This is a genomic window from Exiguobacterium sp. s89, assembly GCF_018617735.1.
GTDB classification, from domain to species: Bacteria; Bacillota; Bacilli; order Exiguobacteriales; family Exiguobacteriaceae; genus Exiguobacterium; species Exiguobacterium marinum.
In genome coordinates this window covers 611,583-629,208 of sequence record NZ_JACSKS010000002.1, presented here as the reverse complement: position 1 = coordinate 629,208, position 17,626 = coordinate 611,583, and the positions used below count along the sequence as shown (strand labels likewise).

Below are 17,626 nucleotides of genomic sequence, written 5' to 3'. Positions count from 1 at the left end.
TTTACACGCCTTTTATTATATAGAAGTTATCAATAAAACACCAGCATTCAAATTATCGGGACGGGTAACTGAATCCTTCCCCGATGACTTCCTTCACTTGGTGGATGACGACGAAGGCCCGGTCGTCCGTCACTTGGACGATTTTTTTGAGCGGCGCGATCTGACGTTTGTCGACGATCATATACAACATGTTCTTATCTTGCTTCGTATAGTAGCCATGTCCATGAATGATCGTTGCCGAGCGGCCGAGCGTTTCCGTCAAGACGACGGCGAGCTCTTCATGTTTGTCACTGATGATCGTGACGGCCTTGCGGATGTTGAGTCCTTCCGCGACGAGGTCGATGACCCATGAGCCGATGATGATGGCGATGAGCGTATACAGGACGACCTGCTCCCCTAAGAAGAAGCCGGATGTCGCGACGACGATCGCGTCGATGATGAACATCGAGACGGCGACGCTCAAATGGAGATAGCGCTCCATGAGACGGGCGATGATGACACCCCCGCCGGTCGTACCGCCGACACGGAGCACCATGCCGATCCCGACCCCGATCATGATTCCGGCATAGACGGCCGCGAGCAGTTTGTCCTCAGCCGGGCTGCCCCAGTTATGCGTCAGACTGAGAAAGAACGATGTCGCGACGACCGCGATGACCGAATAGACCATTGTCCGGCGGTCAAGCAGCTTATAGCCGATGATAAAGAGAATCCCGTTCCCGATGATCGACGTGAGCCCGAGGTCCCAACCGAACACGTAGTACAAGATGATCGTGACCCCGAGCAGGCCACCTTCCGAGAAATCGTTCGGTACGGTGAAGTAGTTGACCCCGAACGAGAGAATGAATGAGCCCGCGATGATCCAGGCGATGTCCTTCACCGAGATGGTTTGTAGCTTGCGCCATACTTGTTGGCGCAATAGATGTTGCTGTTGACGTTTCATACATGTCCTCCTTCCACATAAAAAAGACCGCGGCAAAAGCCGCAGTCTTAAGATTGTACTGGCTTTGGCGCACCGTCTTTCATAATCGGCAACTTGCGCTCCGCTGCATTTGCGTAGACGTTCAAGAGTGCCTCTTTTTCCAAATCCCAGTTATATTTCTCACGCGCGGTCTTCGTGTTCTCTTTGACACGCGCGTAGAGTGCTTGATCTTCAATCAATCGGTTGACGCCGTCCGCAATCGATTGTGGATCATGCGAATCGACGAGCACCCCGACGTCATTTCCCGCAACGACCCGTTCGATTTCAGGGAAGTCACATGAGACGACCGGTACTTCAGCCATCAAATACTCAAACAATTTATTAGATGAGGCCGAGTAATGGTTGAAGCAGACGTTGTTCAATACTTGGAAGCCTAAGTAGGCGTTCATCGTATAGTAAGGTAACGCTTCGACCGGTACTTTGTCAATCATCTTGACGCGGTCGCCGACCCCTTCCGTCTCGATCAACTGTTGAATCGTCGGTTTGAGCTTCCCGTCCCCGATCATGACGAGCGTACCTTCTTTGAAGTCTTTCGCCGCGAGCACGAGCTGTTCGAGGCCGCGTCCGGCTTGAACCCCACCTTGGTATAAGAGGATCTTCTCGTCTTTCGGCAAATCGAGGAGTGCATGCAAATCCTTACGGAGCGAGAAGTCGAGCGGACGATAAAACGGATAGTTGTGGAGCACATACGGATAGAACCCGTACAACTCTTCGTTATGTGCCGCACGTGTATGGTTCTCGACCATCATCGTATCGACGAACGGCAAGAGCCATCCTTCGAGGTTACTTTGAATGTAGCCGTAGCCGGTACGGTCCGTCTGTACTTCGTGCGAATCATAGACGATTCTGCCTTTGTTGAACACTTTTCCAGCGAGGAGTGCCTGCGGGAGTGTGTTCAAATCATTCGCATGGTAAAAGTCATACGATTTTTTCGTCGAAGCGAACACCATCTCGAGCATCGCACTCGCGTTGACGATCTGCTTACGTACTTGTGGTAACAAGACCGTTCCGACGGCTGCACCGAGCGCGAGCATCGTCAACGGAGCGAGTAAGACCAACCCGGCACCGACGAGTCCCGCACCGATTTGACGGGTCCGCTTCTCGCTCACCCATTGGTATGTCTTCTTCGCGAATTTGAGCGCGTTGACGAGAATCGAGGGTTGTCGCTTCACGCGGATGACACGGAAGCCTTCCGGACGCATCTCTTCTTTTGAAAGCTCTTTATTTTTAGGATCTTGAAGCGCAATCAAATCGACTTCATAACCTGCCTCGGCAAGTGCTGAGCACTCACGAAGGACGCGCGCATCATTCGTAAAATGGTTCCATACAAACATACATACTGACTTCATTGTCTTTCCTCCATCACTAACTGTTGTACGACTTGATCTAGCACGTCGATATTCTCTTCCCAACATAAATTCTCTTTGACGTAACGAATCCCGTTTGCCCCGAGTGCCTCCCGTAGGTCTGGTCGGTCGAGGAGCTTCCGTAGAATCCGTTCGATCTCATCGATGTCACGCTTCCGTGACACGTAGCCGACTTCCGCCGCTTCAATGACATTCGCCGCATGGCCTGACACTGCTGCGACAATCGGTTTGCCGACCGCCATATAGTCGATCAGTTTCCCAGGGATGACCGTATCGAACACTTCTTGCTCGATCAGGCTGACGAACGCGACATCTGCATTTTTAATCGCCTGGAACGCCTCCGTCCTTGGCATCGCCTCGAGGAACAAGAAGTTTTGGAAACCGCGATCTTTAATCGTCTGCTTCAACTCTTCTTTCCGATATCCGTAGCCAATCAATTTGAAATGAACCCGTGGCTCGTCCCGGAACCGTTCGGCGAGTTCGAGCAACAGAGACACGTCCTGGGCAAGACCCATATTTCCGGCGTATAAAATCTCCATCCGGTCGTCCGGTGGAATCGTCCGCTCGAGCGTGCGCTCCGCTTCCCGAATCGAGTTCGGCATATAGTGGATTATCTCATTCGGGACACCGCGCTGACGAAGATAGCTGCGGAATCCTTCCGAGTTGATGATCACTTCATCTGCGGAACGATACAATCGCTTCTCGAGCCAAAACGCTGGCGCGAGCACCCAGTCATGTTTGAATACCCCGACCCCTTTTACCGATTCCGGCCAAAGGTCGCGAACGTCTAGAATCAGTGGGACGCGATACTTTCGCTTCGCATATACTCCGACAAACGCCATAAAAAAAGAAGGGGTCGTCGCAAACACGACGTCAGGCTTCAATTTTAACTGGCGGACAGCTCCAATCCCTTTTACCATTTGTTCGAGGAATAAAAAGAGACGGCTGACCATATTGGACGTATGTTTCCGTTTCTTCGTGATGAGCCGTTTGATGAACGGCTGGTCGTTCAGCTCGCGGTCGTTCCAGAAACGGTCGTCCTGATACATATCAAAGCTCGGGTACGAAGGGGAAGCGGTAACGACCTCGACTTCATACCCGCGCTGTTTCATCAAATGCGTAATGTTTTGCATCCGGTTACCGGCACTGCCGATTTCCGGATAATAGTTTTGGCACACCATGAGCATTGTTTTCAAAAATAACACACCTTACTGTTGATCAAGTTCGTCCACGAGCCGTTTCAATAAGGCGTGGACGTCATCTTTTAAATCAGGATCGCTGAGTGCATGGCAAATCGTCGTTTCGACGAACCCGATTGGCTCTCCGACATCATAGCGTCGACCATCAAATTCATAAGCGAAGACCGTTTCTGCCTCATTCAAGCGTGCAATCGCATCCGTCAATTGTATCTCGCCTCCGGCACCCGCTTCTTGCCCCGATAGCGCCTCGAAGACGTCCGGTTTCAAGATGTATCGACCGAGGATGGCGAAGTTAGACGGGGCCTCATCGACGGGCGGCTTCTCGACGAACGTCCGCACCGGGATGAGCTTCCCTTCGACGGCAAGCGGGTCAATTATACCATATCGGTTCGTCATTTCATACGGGACACGCTGTACCCCGATGATGGAACGTTCATGCTCCTCATATTGATCAATCAATTGCTTCGTAGCCGGTACGTCGGATTCGATGATATCGTCTCCGAGTAAGACAGCGAACGGCTCATCCCCGATAAACTTTCGGGCGCACCAAATCGCGTGACCGAGACCTTTTGGCTCCTGTTGGCGTATGTAGTGAATGTTCGCCAAGTTTGAGGAGTGACGGACCGATTCGAGCAAGCGGGTCTTCCCTTTCGATTCGAGGTTCTGCTCCAATTCGAGCGCACGGTCGAAGTGGTCTTCAATCGCCCGTTTATTCTTACCTGTGACGATGATGATGTCCTCAATCCCTGAGGCGACGGCCTCCTCGACGATGAACTGGATCGTCGGCTTATTGACGATTGGCAACATTTCTTTTGGCATGGCTTTCGTGGCAGGAAGGAAGCGGGTGCCGAGACCGGCGGCTGGGATGATGGCTTTTCGTACTCGTGTCATAAGCAGTGGCTCCTTTACTCGTTATGTAGAGAGTATACCCAAATTTTGTGTGTTCTGACACAAAATAGAGGTCGTGACAATGTTGTCATGACCAATCGTCAACGCGCTTCGATTTTAGAACGTACCAAATGCCGAATCCAATCACACTCATGACAAGAAGAAGTCCGATCATCCTCATGAGAAATGCCTCCCCATTCATTCTACACTCATTTTATTCCCGGCATACATCGTTTCAGAACCACTTCCGTCCATGCGTTCGAATGAAGCGAAGTTCCTCTTGATAATGCTTATAGTGCCCGTCGTCTATCATCTTTTGGAAGGCGACATCTCCTTCACCGGCTTTTCGTTTCATCAAGAGACAGAGCGCTTCAATGCGTCGTTGCAACATGTCGAATAAGTCGACCTCCGCTTGCTCCCAACCATAGGCTTCGAGAAACAAGGATACCCGCTTGTTATAGATCGCATCGTTTCGATTGGCATCATAATAGATGACTTCCCCTGTTCCCGCTTGATGGCGACGACTGAGTGGAACGAACGTATAAAGTGCATAGACGATATCCCAAGCCCGCGGTCCCGGTGCGGCCAAATCAAAATCGATGACTCCCGCAACTTTCCCCTCGTGAAAAATCGTATTGTAGACGGCGAAGTCGTTATGACAGATGACCTCGAACGGTTGTGGCGTGTGATCGATCGGCGCCCATTCCGATGACAATTCAAAATCGATCGACGCATCATGCAGACGTCTCAACAGTCGTGCAGCGTCTTGAATCGCCTCATCGGACCACATATATGATTTGAGAGGATAGTCTGCCGTTTCCCCTTCGATGTAAGTGAGCACCTCTCTTCCAGATTCATCGATTCCAACAAAGCGTGGCACTCCGGAAAGTCGCTTTGCTTCCAAATGCTTCAAGAAGCGATGAATGCGTTCATTTCCCTCTTTTTGTGAACGATAGACATAGTCCCCGTTTCGATGAACGATTGATACGTTTCCCCCGCTTAATCGTTCTTCTTGTTCATTCGATTGGTCCATCCAATCCCTCCCTACTCTTCATCAGTCACGTTCAGTATACAGCAACACGGGATGTCGATGACGAGGAGTTCCAACACAGAGCGTTCGTGCCCGTCGATTGAACGGATATTCCACATAAAAAAAACAGGCCCGCACGAAGCGAGCCTGAAAACAATTACTTATTTTTTGAGGTTATAGAACGACTTGATGCCGTCGTATTTCGCAACATCGCCGAGCATGTCTTCGATGCGGAGAAGTTGGTTGTATTTCGCGATACGGTCAGTACGTGAAAGTGAACCAGTTTTGATTTGACCAGCGTTTGTCGCAACAGCGATGTCCGCGATTGTCGCATCTTCTGTTTCACCAGAACGGTGTGAGATAACTGCTGTGTAGCCAGCTTTTTTAGCCATTTCGATTGCGTCGAATGTTTCTGTGAGCGTACCGATTTGGTTAACTTTGATGAGGATCGAGTTTGAGATTCCTTTTTCGATACCTTCAGCAAGTTTCTCAGTGTTCGTTACGAAGAGGTCATCCCCAACGAGCTGAACTTTGTTACCGATTTTGTCAGTAAGCAATTTGAAGCCGTCCCAGTCGTTTTCGTCGCAACCGTCTTCGATTGAGATGATTGGGTACTTGTCGACGAGCTCAGCGTAGAAGTCTACAAGCTCAGCAGTTGTCATCGTTTTGCCTTCACCAGCGAGTTCGTACTTGCCAGTTGACTTGTCATAGAATTCTGAAGACGCAACGTCCATTGCGAGGTAGATGTCTTCTCCAGCTTTGTAACCAGCTTTTTCGATCGCTTCAAGGATAACTGTGATCGCTTCTTCGTTTGACTTCAAGTTTGGTGCGAAACCACCTTCGTCACCAACAGCCGTGTTGAGACCCATACCAGAAAGAACTGATTTGAGGGCGTGGAATACTTCTGCACCCATGCGGAGCGCTTCACGGAACGTTGGCGCGCCAACAGGCATGATCATGAACTCTTGGAAGTCAACGTTGTTGTCAGCGTGCGAACCACCGTTGATGATGTTCATCATTGGAGTCGGAAGCGTCTTCGCGTTGAATCCACCGAGGTATGTGTAAAGTGGAAGGCCAAGCTCGTCTGCTGCTGCGTGTGCTGCTGCCATTGAGACACCGAGGATCGCGTTCGCGCCGAGTTTACCTTTGTTTTTCGTACCGTCGAGCTCGATCATTTTCGCATCGAGTGCGTTTTGGTCGAATACATCGTAGCCGATGAGTTCTGGTGCGATTGTGTCGTTTACGTTCGCAACGGCTTTGAGTACGCCTTTACCAAGGTAACGTGACTTGTCGCCATCACGGAGTTCAACTGCTTCGTGCTCACCAGTTGATGCGCCTGATGGGACGAGGGCACGGCCGAAACCGCCGTCTTCTGTGAAGACTTCTACTTCTACTGATGGGTTACCGCGTGAATCTAAAATTTCGCGTGCGTAAATTTCTGTAATCATTGACATGAAAAATCGCTCCTTTTCGTTTGAAAAATAGTTGTTTTATTTTGTAACGATTGATGAACCAGTCATTTCAGCTGGCTGCTCTCCACCGAGAAGGTCGAGAAGCGTTGGGGCGAGGTCGCAAAGTGCGCCTTCGAGAACTGGTTTCAGTTCGACTCCCTCTTTTGTGACGATACATGGAACAGGTTCCGTCGTGTGTGCCGTCATCGGTGAACCATCTGGGTTCGTGACGATGTCCGCGTTCCCGTGGTCCGCTGTGATGATGGCCGCGCCACCTTTAGCAAGTAATGCGTCCACTACTTTACCGAGGCATTCGTCGACCACTTCGATCGCTTTCTTCGTCGGCTCAAGCTTACCTGAGTGTCCGACCATATCCGGGTTCGCGAAGTTGATGATGTATGCATCATACTCATCCGACTCGATACGTTCGAGCAAACCGTCTGTGAGTTCATATGCGCTCATTTCTGGTTGAAGATCGTACGTCGCGACTTTCGGTGAAGGTACGAGGAGACGATCCTCACCTTCGAACGGCTTCTCTTGTTGTCCGTTCAAGAAGAACGTGACGTGTGGGTACTTCTCTGTTTCTGCGGCGCGGAGTTGCTTGTATCCTTGCGCAGAGAGTGTTTCCCCGAGTGTGTTCTTCAAATCTTCTGGTGGGAAGACGATATCTGTGTCAATCACATCCGAGTACTTCGTCATCGAAACGAGGAGAAGGTTCTCAGGATGGTTGTCCGAGAGTTTGAAGCCTTCGAATCCGGCTTTCTCTTTGAACACTTTCGACAACTGAATCGCCCGGTCCGGACGGAAGTTGAAGAACATGATGGCATCATTGTCTTGGATTGTCGCGACCGGCTTGCCATCTTTTTCGATGACGGTCGGTAAGACGAACTCATCCGTCAAATCGTTCTCGTAAGACTTCTTGAGAACCTCGACTGGGTCCGTGCCGACTTCGCCTTTGCCGTTTACAAGAACGTCGTATACTTTCTCGACGCGCTCCCAACGGTTGTCGCGGTCCATGGCATAGTAGCGACCAGACACGCTAGCGACTTGACCGACACCGAGTTCAGCAAGCTTCTCTTCTGTTTCCTTGAGGAAACCAGCTCCTGACTTCGGATCACAGTCACGGCCGTCCGTGAACGCGTGAATGTACACTTTTTCGATGCCGTGTAGTTTTGCGAACTCAACGATGGCAAACATGTGGTTGATGTGCGAGTGAATCCCGCCATCTGACACGAGGCCCATGATGTGGAGGCTCGAGTCATGTTTCTTCACATGTCCTGCCAAATGGTTCATCGCTTGACGATCGAATAACGAACGGTCTTTGATTGCGTTGTTGACGCGTGAGAGTGACTGATAGACGACCCGGCCGGCACCGATGTTCAAGTGACCGACTTCTGAGTTCCCCATCTGTCCTTCTGGAAGACCGACGTACTCGCCTTTTGCGTTTAAGAGCGTATGTGGATACTGCTCCCAGTAGCGGTCGAAGTTCGGTTTGTCCGCGGCCATGACCGCGTTACCGAACGATTCGTCACGCATCCCGAAACCATCTAAGATGATGAGTGCGACTGGTCTAGCCATTTAAATCGCCTCCAACAATTTGAGGAACGAAGCGGCTTCAAGTGAAGCACCGCCGACGAGTGCGCCGTCGATGTCTTCTTGTGCCATGTACTCTTTGATGTTCTCAGGTTTGACAGATCCACCGTATTGGATGCGTACTGCAGCCGCTACGTCTTCGCCGTAAAGACCTTTCACAACGTCACGAACATACTTACAAGAGCTTTGTGCGTCAGCTTCGTCCGCTGATTTACCTGTACCGATTGCCCAAACTGGCTCGTACGCAATGACGAGTTGTTTGACTTGGTCAGCAGAGAGGTCAGCAAGACCGCCTTCGACTTGTGTTTTGATGACTTCTTCGAACTTGTCGCCTTCGCGCTCCTCGAGTGTTTCACCGACACAAACGATTGGCGTAAGACCGTGTTCAAACGCTTTTTTCGTTTTGCTGTTGATGAACGCATCTGATTCGCCAAAGTACTCGCGACGTTCTGAGTGACCGAGGATGACGTACGTCACACCAAGGTCAGCGACCATCACTGGGCTGATTTCGCCAGTGTAGGCACCGCTATCTTTGTCGTACATGTTTTGTGCACCGAGCATTAAGTTTGACCCTTTAGCTGCTTCTACCATCGGTGCGAGGAAAAGTGCCGGAGCACCAATCGCTGCATCTACTTTATCAGTAGATGGGATGTTGTTTTTTACTTCCTCTACGAAAGCGACAGCTTCCGAGAGTGTTTTGTTCATTTTCCAGTTACCTGCAATAATCGGTTTACGCATCGATAACCCTCCTCTAAATTACTTGTCGTTCAACGCCTCGACACCTGGAAGTTTTTTGCCTTCCATGAATTCGAGTGACGCGCCGCCACCAGTTGAGATGTGACTCATCTTGTCAGCAAGACCAAACTTGGCTGCCGCAGCGGCTGAGTCGCCACCACCGATGATTGAGTATGCATCGCTGTCCGCAAGTGCTTGAGCGACACCTTTCGTTCCGTCTGCGTATTTATCAAGTTCGAATACGCCCATCGGTCCGTTCCATACGACAAGTTTCGATTCGCGAATCGCGTCCGCGTAAAGTTCGACTGTCTTCGGTCCGATATCGAGACCCATGTGATCCGCTGGGATCGAGTCGATATCGACTGGGCCGACATACGTTTCTTCGCCGAATTCTTTCGCGATGACGCAGTCGACAGGCATCAAGAATTTCACGCCTTTGTCTTCTGCTTTCTTCATGAATTGACGAGCGAGGTCAAGCTTATCCTCTTCAAGGAGTGAATTCCCGACTTCGTGCCCGAGTGCTTTCGAGAACGTGTACGAGAGTCCACCACCGATGATGAGTGTGTCAACGATGTCAAGAAGGTGGTCGATGACCCCAATCTTGTCAGCTACTTTCGATCCGCCGATAATCGCCGTGAACGGACGATCCGGGTTAGAAAGAGCTTTACCGAGAACTTCAAGTTCTTTTTCCATCAATAGACCCGAAACGGCTGTATCCACGTGGTGTGCAACCCCTTCAGTTGAAGCGTGCGCACGGTGAGCCGCGCCGAATGCGTCGTTGACGTATACGTCAGCAAGTGCTGCAAATCCTTTTGCAAGCTCAGGATCGTTTTTCGTTTCTCCTGGGTAGAAACGAACATTCTCTAAAACGACGACATCGCCTTCAGAGAGTTTAGCGACCGCTTCTTCTGCAACAGGACCGTATGCTTCTTCGACGAGCGGTACATCTTTTCCGAGGAGCTCAGCGAGACGCTTTGCTACCGGAGCAAGTGAGAATTCAGGATTCTTCTCGCCTTTTGGACGGCCGAGGTGGCTCGCAAGGACGAGTTTCGCACCACCGTCAAGCAAGTGCTTGATCGTTGGAAGTGCGGCTTGGATCCGAGTTTCATCTTGGATGACGCCATCTTTGAGTGGAACGTTGAAGTCAACGCGGCAAAAGACGCGTTTCCCTTTTACATCGATGTCACGAATAGACTGTTTGTTCATAACTTTCGCCTCCATATGTCGTGCGTGTTATTTCATAAATAGAGCGGAGAACAATCTCTTGTTTCCGCTCCTATTTGATTCTATTTAGTTCACGAACTTACTTCGCGATGTTAGCGAAGTGCTTAACTGTGCGAACCAATTGTGCAGTGTAAGACATTTCGTTGTCGTACCAAGAAACCGTCTTAACGAGTTGCTTGTCGCCAACTGTCATCACTTTAGTTTGAGTCGCATCGAAGAGTGAACCGTATGTGATTCCAACGATGTCAGAAGAAACGATTTGGTCTTCAGTGTAACCGAATGACTCGTTCGCCGCTGCTTTCATTGCTGCGTTTACTTCGTCGACAGATACTTGCTTGTCGAGTACAGTTACGAGCTCAGTGAGTGAACCTGTAGCAACTGGTACACGTTGTGCAGCACCGTCAAGTTTTCCTTGAAGTTCAGGAATTACAAGACCGATTGCTTTAGCAGCACCTGTTGTGTTAGGAACGATGTTCGCTGCAGCTGCACGTGCACGACGGAAGTCACCTTTAGGGTGTGGAGCGTCAAGCGTGTTTTGGTCACCAGTGTAAGCGTGAATCGTAGTCATGAGACCTTCAACGATTCCGAACTGATCTTGAAGAACTTTAGCCATTGGTGCCAAGCAGTTTGTTGTACAAGAAGCACCTGAGATGACTGTTTCAGAACCATCAAGGATTTCGTGGTTTGTGTTGTAAACAACAGTTTTCATGTCACCTGTAGCAGGAGCTGAGATAACAACTTTCTTCGCGCCAGCTTTCAAGTGAAGCTCAGCTTTTTCTTTTGAAGTGAAGAATCCAGTACATTCGAGAACGATGTCTACACCGAGGTCTCCCCATGGAAGTTCTTCAGGGTTACGGTTAGCGAGCGTGATAACTTTCTCTCCGTTTACGAGGAAGTGATCGTCGTGTACTTCAACTTCTCCGTCGAAACGACCTTGAGTCGTGTCATATTTGAGAAGGTGTGCAAGCATCTTCGTGTCTGTCAAGTCGTTGATTGCAACAACTTCGATTCCTTCGTTTTTGATGATCTCGCGGAATGCCAAACGACCGATACGTCCAAATCCGTTAATACCAACTTTTACTGCCATGTTAATTTCCTCCTTAGGGTAGAAGCTATTTATTGAAGAGCCAACGGGGTCAACTCTTTAATAACAAGTTAATAATTCTTTCGCCGCACCTTCGTCTGTGACGAGGATGATGTTCGACGTGTGTTTCGCATAAGCGGCGATCGCCTGCGCCTTCGACTTTCCTCCAGCAACCGCAATGACGGTATCCATGTCATCCAGCTCTTCGAGTTGAATCCCAACCGTCTTGACGCGATGGACGATCTCACCTTCAGCATTGAAATAATATCCGAATGCCTCGGCGACGGCATCATGCCGTTCAATCATCCGCAAATGCTCCGGCGATGCGTGACGACGTTTTGCCATCGTTTCTGCCTCACCAATTCCATGTACCACTATTTGCGCCGCTCTAATCATTTCCAGCACATTTTTTATGCTAGGTTCCTCCACCATCCGGTCGAACGTTTCTTGTGATACTTCATCCGGAATATGTAGAAGATGATAGTCTGCGTGGGCCCGGTCCGCCATGCGCGAACAGACGGTGTTTGCTTGAAGTTCAAGCGTTTCTCCCAGACCTCCACGTGCCGGCACAAAATGCATCGGGCGTTCTTTTTTATCGGGCGACATCATGGCCGCAACCGATGCCATCGTCGTTCCACCTGTTACCGCGATCACGTTATCATCCGGTGCGAGCCGCGCTTTTAATTGCGTGACCGCTGCCCGTCCGATATCGCGTTGGACCCAGAATGTTTCATCTGAATCACCCGGCACGATGACGACTTGGCGAACCCCTAACTTTTCTTCAAGCTCTCTTGCCACTTCTGAGATTCCAAGAAGTTCTCCCATAATCTCATGCAAGTCTCGCAAGACGTTTCGTCCCGTCTCACTGAGGGAAATTCCTTGAGTAGCGACGTAAAGGAGACCTTGATCTTTCAAAAAGTCAACCTCTCGCCTGAGTACTCGTTCGGTCAATCCCAAACTCGTTGCGAGTGTCCTGCGGCCAATTGGCTGCATCAAGCGGACGTAATGTAAGATATCGTAACGATGTCGGAGCGTATCGAGCAGGTCAGGGACAATTTGCTTCTGAACGTGAATCAGTTGCTGGATCATGCTCATACCCCCTCGACTTTAAGTGTGGACAATTTTCGTCCCACTTTTTTATTTGCGTCCCACCGCTACGAGTTCATCTTATCAATCACTTTTCCGTCTGACAACCCCTTCAAACGTTTTTTTTCAATGTAAGCGTATACTTAACAAAATCTTCAACTTTGTTGTCATCATATCGCCCTTGACTGATGACCTCTCCCTCGTGTATAAGAACGGGGATTTCGAAGAGGTACTTTTCTTCGAGTACCTCGTCCCCTGTGATATCAATTTGTTCGATTTCAATCGGATAGTCTTCTTGAAGCCATTCGAGCATGACGACCGCCTCGTCACAAAGCGAGCAATTCTCACGTTTATATAATGTCAATTTCATCTGAGTCACCCTTTCCACAACTGCCGCTCACGCTCCCGTGAGTTACCGAACCCTAGTTCTTCCCGGTAGTTCGTCACCGTCCGACGTGTCACTTGATAACCGTATCGAGCCAGCTCATGGGCGAGCGTCTGGTCACTTTGTGGTGCTGTCTCTTGTTGAATCAGTTCAGCGAGCGTACGTTTGATCATAAACGGTGAATGACCATGACTCGTCGACCGGACAAAAAAGTGTCTCCACTCCATAATCCCGTTCTCAGTCTTGGCAAATTTCCCTTGGATGGCACGCCCGACCGTCGATTCATGTTTTCCGATCAAGTGCGCGACCGTCCGACGGGTCAACGGATTGAGGACAAGTTTTCCCTTGAGCCATTCCGTCTGACGTGATTCGATGACGCCCCAAATCTCACGCAACGTCTCATTCCGCATCGCAAGGGATGTCATCCACCATCTCGCCTCACGATCATTGCCGACTCGTGTCGAGTCGAGCTCAGGGCTGAGCCATGTCGTGACGAGTTTTTCGTCTTCATAGCTCACCTCGACTTCCGGAAAAATTTGACTAGTTTCTTCATATAAATTAGGACGTTTCGGAAGCGTCGCCACAATACGTTCTAGACCGGCAAGCTCTTCCTCTGAGACGGCAAGCACGATTGCCATCTGTTGATGACTCACACCATTCTCGATTGCGTCGAACACATCGACGACACGAGGGTCATCATGTTCGATCGCATGTCGATATTGACACTCTCTTTCTGTTCTCGCCCCGATCCCCGTCGGTTCAAGAAACAAGAGCGCCTGTCTCGCTTGTTCGATTTGAGCGACATCGACTTGAAGACGCTCCGCCAACACTTCATTCGTGTCCGGCAATAATCCCCGATGGTCGAGCAAGAGGACGAGCTTTCGTCTAAGCTCTTTATCCGCCTCACTACCGCCCCCTTCTCGAATTTGGGTGAACAGTTTCTCTTCAAACGCGCTCGCCACATCCTCGATCCATTCGACACCCCCGCTTCCAAGATGGATGTTCGCGTTATGTCGGGCTAGCCGTGCAAGACGAAATATGAGCGCCAGACGATCCGCTTCGAGCACCGGTAGCCGTTGCACGAGGTCTTGCGTCATCTGTTGCTGTTGCACTTGTTTTTGTTCTTGCCGTTGCATCGTTCTCCCCCCTCTTCTCTATTGTAACGAACCCGCTCCACTCGCGCTCAAAAAAGGTAAATGAACAGGATTGCTTTTTCAATAAAACAAATGTATAATAAATTCGTGTCACACATATGCACCCGTAGCTCAGGGGATAGAGCACTGGTTTCCGGTGCCAGGTGTCGGGAGTTCGAATCTCTCCGGGTGTATCAGAAATAAAGGACGAAGACCTTAGTTGGTTTTCGTCCTTTTTGTATATTTTCACCTACAATTTCAAACCACCCCGCTTCCGAATAGAATAACGTGAGCACTTGAGACGTTTTACACATCGCGGGTCGTGGAATAACCAGTAGAGAGGGTTTCTGTTTGACCAACATTGACTATACAGGTATGATGAAATTACAACCTACATAAAGGAGGCAGATTCAATGTTAATTCCAACAGTTATCGAACAAACAGGCCGTGGGGAGCGTGCGTATGACATCTACTCACGCTTGCTCAAAGACCGTATCATCCTTCTCGGTAGTGCGATTGACGACAACGTCGCGAACTCCATCGTCGCACAGCTCCTCTTCCTTGCAGCTGAGGATCCAGAAAAGGACATCTCGCTCTACATCAACAGCCCAGGTGGTTCGATTACAGCAGGTATGGCGATCTATGACACGATGAACTTCATCAAGCCGAACGTGTCGACGATTTGTATCGGAATGGCTGCATCGATGGGTGCCTTCTTGCTCCAAGCCGGTGAAAAAGGTAAACGCTTCGCATTGCCAAACGCGGAGATTATGATTCACCAACCGCTCGGTGGCACACAAGGCCAAGCGTCAGACATTAAAATTCACGCAGAACGCATCATCAAAATGCGTGAGAAGTTGAACCAAATCATGGCAGAAAACACTGGACAGCCACTTGAAGTCATCGAACGCGACACAGAGCGCGACTACTTCATGGCAGCTGACCAAGCGAAAGACTACGGTCTCATCGACAAAGTCATGACACGCTAATCATACAAAAGACGTTTCCCATTTCTATCGGGAAACGTCTTTTAATATGGTTTTTGTCACTTTTCGGACACCTTGACGCCGAATACGTACCGACTATCGCCTTGCGTCCATTCCCCGCCGACTTCATAGAGATAGGTGCCCGGCTCATCCGGGACGATTGCGTCTGCCGGGACGAGTTCGCCGTCCTCGATTCGATGAAAACTCGATGCCTTCGGTTCCGCATGATAGACGACGTCGATTCGGTCTCCCGGTTTGACCGTAATCAGTTGCAGGTCATCCTCTTCCGGCAAACCATAGTCGGCGCATGTCGCTTGATTGCCGGCCTCCCAACAGTACGTCGATTGTTCTACTTCCGCCGTCACCGAACCGACGCGGACAGTCGGGAGTGGTGGTTTGACGGTGTCTTCTCCGTTGCCTAACAGCGTCACGGCAAAATAGATGATGCCAACACCGACAAGCAAGAATAATAAGACAATCCAAAAACGTCGATTGCTCTTCACGGTCTCATCTCCTTCTCTCACTAGTTCCCTATCGCGTAGTAAAATTCCTACTCCAACAAAAAAAGACCCACTTACGTGAGTCTCGTGCGTCATTTCGGGCGACGTAGCCCTTTCATCATATAGCCGCCTTTGAAATCAATCGGGTCAAATGCGACGAGAAACGCCTTCGGTTCATGTTTCTCGACAAGTTCACGAAGTTCCTTCATCCGTGTCCGGGCCGCCAATACGTCAAGACGATAACGGATTCCGTCACGTCCTTGACCTTGGTAATGTGTCACACCGTATCCATTGTCGCGCATCTGTTGAATGAGCTCGGCCGGGTACTCTTTCGTGTGAACTTGAATCATGTTGTAGCCGATTGCGAGTTTCCGTTCGACGAAGCCACCGAGTAAAATCCCGAGTCCGAACCCGACCGCATAGACGATCATTCCGAGCGTCGTCAAATCCTGGAATACAATACCGAGCGCGAAGATATAAATTAATGTTTCTAGCGTACCAAACATCGCTGCAATCATTGTTTTGCCTTTAACAAGCATAATCGTTCGAAGGGTCAGAACCGGCACGAAGATTAATTGTAACAATAAAATAAGTAGCAATTGACTTGCTTGTCCCATACATTTGCCCTCCTCTTTATTCAGTACCTCAACTATTCCAAATTTTCTGGAGAGATGCAACTAAAAAAGGCTGACCGAAGTCAACCTTTCACTTAGTTATCTAGATTCTTTACGCTCGTGAGCAACTCGTAGTCTTTACGAATGACTTCGTAGATTGCATTCTTATCTCCGTTCAACAACTCTTCTGCACGAAGCTGGTTCAAGAAGAGGCTCGTTGCAAACGTGACGAGTGCACTTTTCGGAATCCCGATTTCTTTTGCACGCTCTGTGATGACTTGATCGAGCTTAGCGTCGATCGTGAGCGATAATCTTTTCTTTTCATTCGACATAATGATGAAGCTCCTTTAATTCGCTTTTCATAAAACCTATACACAATTGCTTATTATATAGGAAGAATGGTTTTGGTGCAACCGCATCACGAAGATGCAATCTCGCCACCGCTGCGCACACGCTCGGCAATTTGATCAATTTTACGAAGTCTATGGTTGATTCCTGACTTCGATATTGGTCCGGACTCGAGCATTTCCCCGAGCTCCTGCAAGGAGACGTCTTGATGCGTGACACGCAGTTCGGCGATCTCCCGCAGTTTTTTCGGCAAGACATCGAGTCCGACTGTCCGTTCTAAGAATTTGATATTCTCAACCTGACGCAATGCCGCACCGACCGTTTTGTTCAAGTTCGCTGTCTCACAGTTGACGAGACGGTTGACGGAGTTACGCATATCTTTGATGATGCGTGCATCTTCAAATTCCAGCATCCCTCGTGTGGCGCCAATCAATTTGAGGAAATCTGAGATTTTCTCGCTCTCTTTCATGTAAAGGATATGTCCTTTTTTCCGTTCGAGCGTCTTTGCGTTCAAATCAAAGCGGTTCGCCAAATCACGTAGCGCCTGATTATGATTTTCATACAAACTATACACTTCGAGGTGATACGATGACGTCTTCGGATGGTTGATCGACCCACCCGCAAGAAACGCCCCACGTAAATAGGCACGTGCCAAGTTCTCGTCCCGTGTCATATCCGAGTTCAGTGTCCGGATCATCTCATAATTCTCTCCGAGAATCTCGAGGTCCCGAAGCATCGTCTCTGCATGTTGTGATACACGGACGATATAGACGTTGTTCTTTTTCAGACGCATTTTCTTCCGTACAAACAAATCGAGCGGATGGTCGTAAAGCCGCTTCATCAATGAATACATCCGCCGGGCAATCGAGGCGTTCTCCGTCGAGACATCTAGGGTCATACCTCGTCCTAGTGCAAGCGAGATGACTCCATTCATCCGAACGAGTGCCGACAATTCAGCTTTCGCCTCGGCATCGTTTGCTTCGAGCTGGGTGAGTTCTTTCTTCACATCTGATGCAAAGCTCAT

18 protein-coding genes and 1 tRNA gene are annotated in these 17,626 nt (G+C 49.7%); 2 read left to right on the top strand and 17 right to left on the bottom strand.

Features of this window, described 5'->3' with window-relative positions; translation table 11 throughout:
• Positions 1 to 52: 52 nt before the first annotated feature.
• The 13 genes from KNO96_RS09150 to KNO96_RS09090 form a co-directional block, all read right to left on the bottom strand.
• Positions 53 to 940 (bottom strand): YitT family protein, encoded by an 888-nt coding sequence (locus KNO96_RS09150; RefSeq protein WP_051545959.1) that lies wholly within the window; start codon positions 938 to 940, stop codon positions 53 to 55.
• Between the two features lie 47 nt (positions 941 to 987).
• Positions 988 to 2,328, bottom strand: a complete 1,341-nt coding sequence (locus tag KNO96_RS09145; protein WP_214703426.1) for a glycosyltransferase — start codon at positions 2,326 to 2,328, stop codon at positions 988 to 990.
• Entirely contained in the window at positions 2,325 to 3,533 is a 1,209-nt protein-coding gene (locus tag KNO96_RS09140; RefSeq protein ID WP_251125117.1) for a glycosyltransferase family 4 protein, read from the bottom strand. Before KNO96_RS09140 ends, KNO96_RS09145 begins: the two co-directional genes overlap by 4 nt.
• Positions 3,534 to 3,554: 21 nt before the next feature.
• A complete protein-coding gene (gene galU / locus KNO96_RS09135) occupies positions 3,555 to 4,436 on the bottom strand; it encodes a UTP--glucose-1-phosphate uridylyltransferase GalU (protein ID WP_026825448.1) in 882 nt (293 codons plus the stop codon).
• A gap of 232 nt (positions 4,437 to 4,668) precedes the next feature.
• Positions 4,669 to 5,466: an aminoglycoside phosphotransferase family protein gene (locus tag KNO96_RS09130; protein ID WP_214703424.1), complete on the bottom strand. Its 798-nt coding sequence runs from the start codon at positions 5,464 to 5,466 to the stop codon at positions 4,669 to 4,671.
• A 158-nt stretch (positions 5,467 to 5,624) separates the two neighbouring features.
• Positions 5,625 to 6,917 (bottom strand): phosphopyruvate hydratase, encoded by a 1,293-nt coding sequence (gene eno / locus KNO96_RS09125; protein WP_214699443.1) that lies wholly within the window; start codon positions 6,915 to 6,917, stop codon positions 5,625 to 5,627.
• A 36-nt stretch (positions 6,918 to 6,953) separates the two neighbouring features.
• A complete protein-coding gene (gene gpmI, locus KNO96_RS09120; RefSeq protein ID WP_214703423.1) occupies positions 6,954 to 8,492 on the bottom strand; it encodes a 2,3-bisphosphoglycerate-independent phosphoglycerate mutase in 1,539 nt (512 codons plus the stop codon).
• A complete protein-coding gene (tpiA, locus tag KNO96_RS09115; RefSeq protein ID WP_026825444.1) occupies positions 8,493 to 9,245 on the bottom strand; it encodes a triose-phosphate isomerase in 753 nt (250 codons plus the stop codon).
• A gap of 18 nt (positions 9,246 to 9,263) precedes the next feature.
• The gene (locus tag KNO96_RS09110; protein WP_214703422.1) at positions 9,264 to 10,448 is read right to left on the bottom strand and encodes a phosphoglycerate kinase; all 1,185 of its coding nucleotides are present in this window, start codon (positions 10,446 to 10,448) and stop codon (positions 9,264 to 9,266) included.
• A 97-nt stretch (positions 10,449 to 10,545) separates the two neighbouring features.
• Entirely contained in the window at positions 10,546 to 11,553 is a 1,008-nt protein-coding gene (gene gap, locus KNO96_RS09105) for a type I glyceraldehyde-3-phosphate dehydrogenase (RefSeq protein WP_214703421.1), read from the bottom strand.
• Between the two features lie 57 nt (positions 11,554 to 11,610).
• The gene (locus KNO96_RS09100) at positions 11,611 to 12,636 is read right to left on the bottom strand and encodes a sugar-binding transcriptional regulator (protein WP_026825441.1); all 1,026 of its coding nucleotides are present in this window, start codon (positions 12,634 to 12,636) and stop codon (positions 11,611 to 11,613) included.
• 112 nt (positions 12,637 to 12,748) lie between these two features.
• Complete coding sequence (locus KNO96_RS09095) at positions 12,749 to 13,006, bottom strand: glutaredoxin family protein (RefSeq protein WP_034770922.1); 258 nt, start codon at positions 13,004 to 13,006, stop codon at positions 12,749 to 12,751.
• 5 nt (positions 13,007 to 13,011) lie between these two features.
• Positions 13,012 to 14,157 (bottom strand): RNA polymerase factor sigma-54, encoded by a 1,146-nt coding sequence (locus KNO96_RS09090; protein WP_214703420.1) that lies wholly within the window; start codon positions 14,155 to 14,157, stop codon positions 13,012 to 13,014.
• A 118-nt stretch (positions 14,158 to 14,275) separates the two neighbouring features.
• On the opposite strand from KNO96_RS09090, the gene KNO96_RS09085 reads away from it, so the two are divergent.
• A tRNA-Arg gene (locus KNO96_RS09085) sits at positions 14,276 to 14,348 on the top strand.
• Between the two features lie 219 nt (positions 14,349 to 14,567).
• Positions 14,568 to 15,143, top strand: a complete 576-nt coding sequence (clpP, locus tag KNO96_RS09080) for an ATP-dependent Clp endopeptidase proteolytic subunit ClpP (RefSeq protein WP_012726916.1) — start codon at positions 14,568 to 14,570, stop codon at positions 15,141 to 15,143.
• 56 nt (positions 15,144 to 15,199) lie between these two features.
• Here the strand turns inward: clpP and KNO96_RS09075 are convergent, their stop codons facing one another.
• The 4 genes from KNO96_RS09075 to whiA form a co-directional block, all read right to left on the bottom strand.
• Positions 15,200 to 15,643, bottom strand: a complete 444-nt coding sequence (locus tag KNO96_RS09075; RefSeq protein WP_353047584.1) for a hypothetical protein — start codon at positions 15,641 to 15,643, stop codon at positions 15,200 to 15,202.
• Between the two features lie 89 nt (positions 15,644 to 15,732).
• Positions 15,733 to 16,257: a DUF2179 domain-containing protein gene (locus KNO96_RS09070; protein WP_026825437.1), complete on the bottom strand. Its 525-nt coding sequence runs from the start codon at positions 16,255 to 16,257 to the stop codon at positions 15,733 to 15,735.
• 92 nt (positions 16,258 to 16,349) lie between these two features.
• Entirely contained in the window at positions 16,350 to 16,586 is a 237-nt protein-coding gene (locus KNO96_RS09065) for a hypothetical protein (protein ID WP_012726920.1), read from the bottom strand.
• A gap of 86 nt (positions 16,587 to 16,672) precedes the next feature.
• Positions 16,673 to 17,626, bottom strand: a complete 954-nt coding sequence (gene whiA / locus KNO96_RS09060; protein WP_026825436.1) for a DNA-binding protein WhiA — start codon at positions 17,624 to 17,626, stop codon at positions 16,673 to 16,675.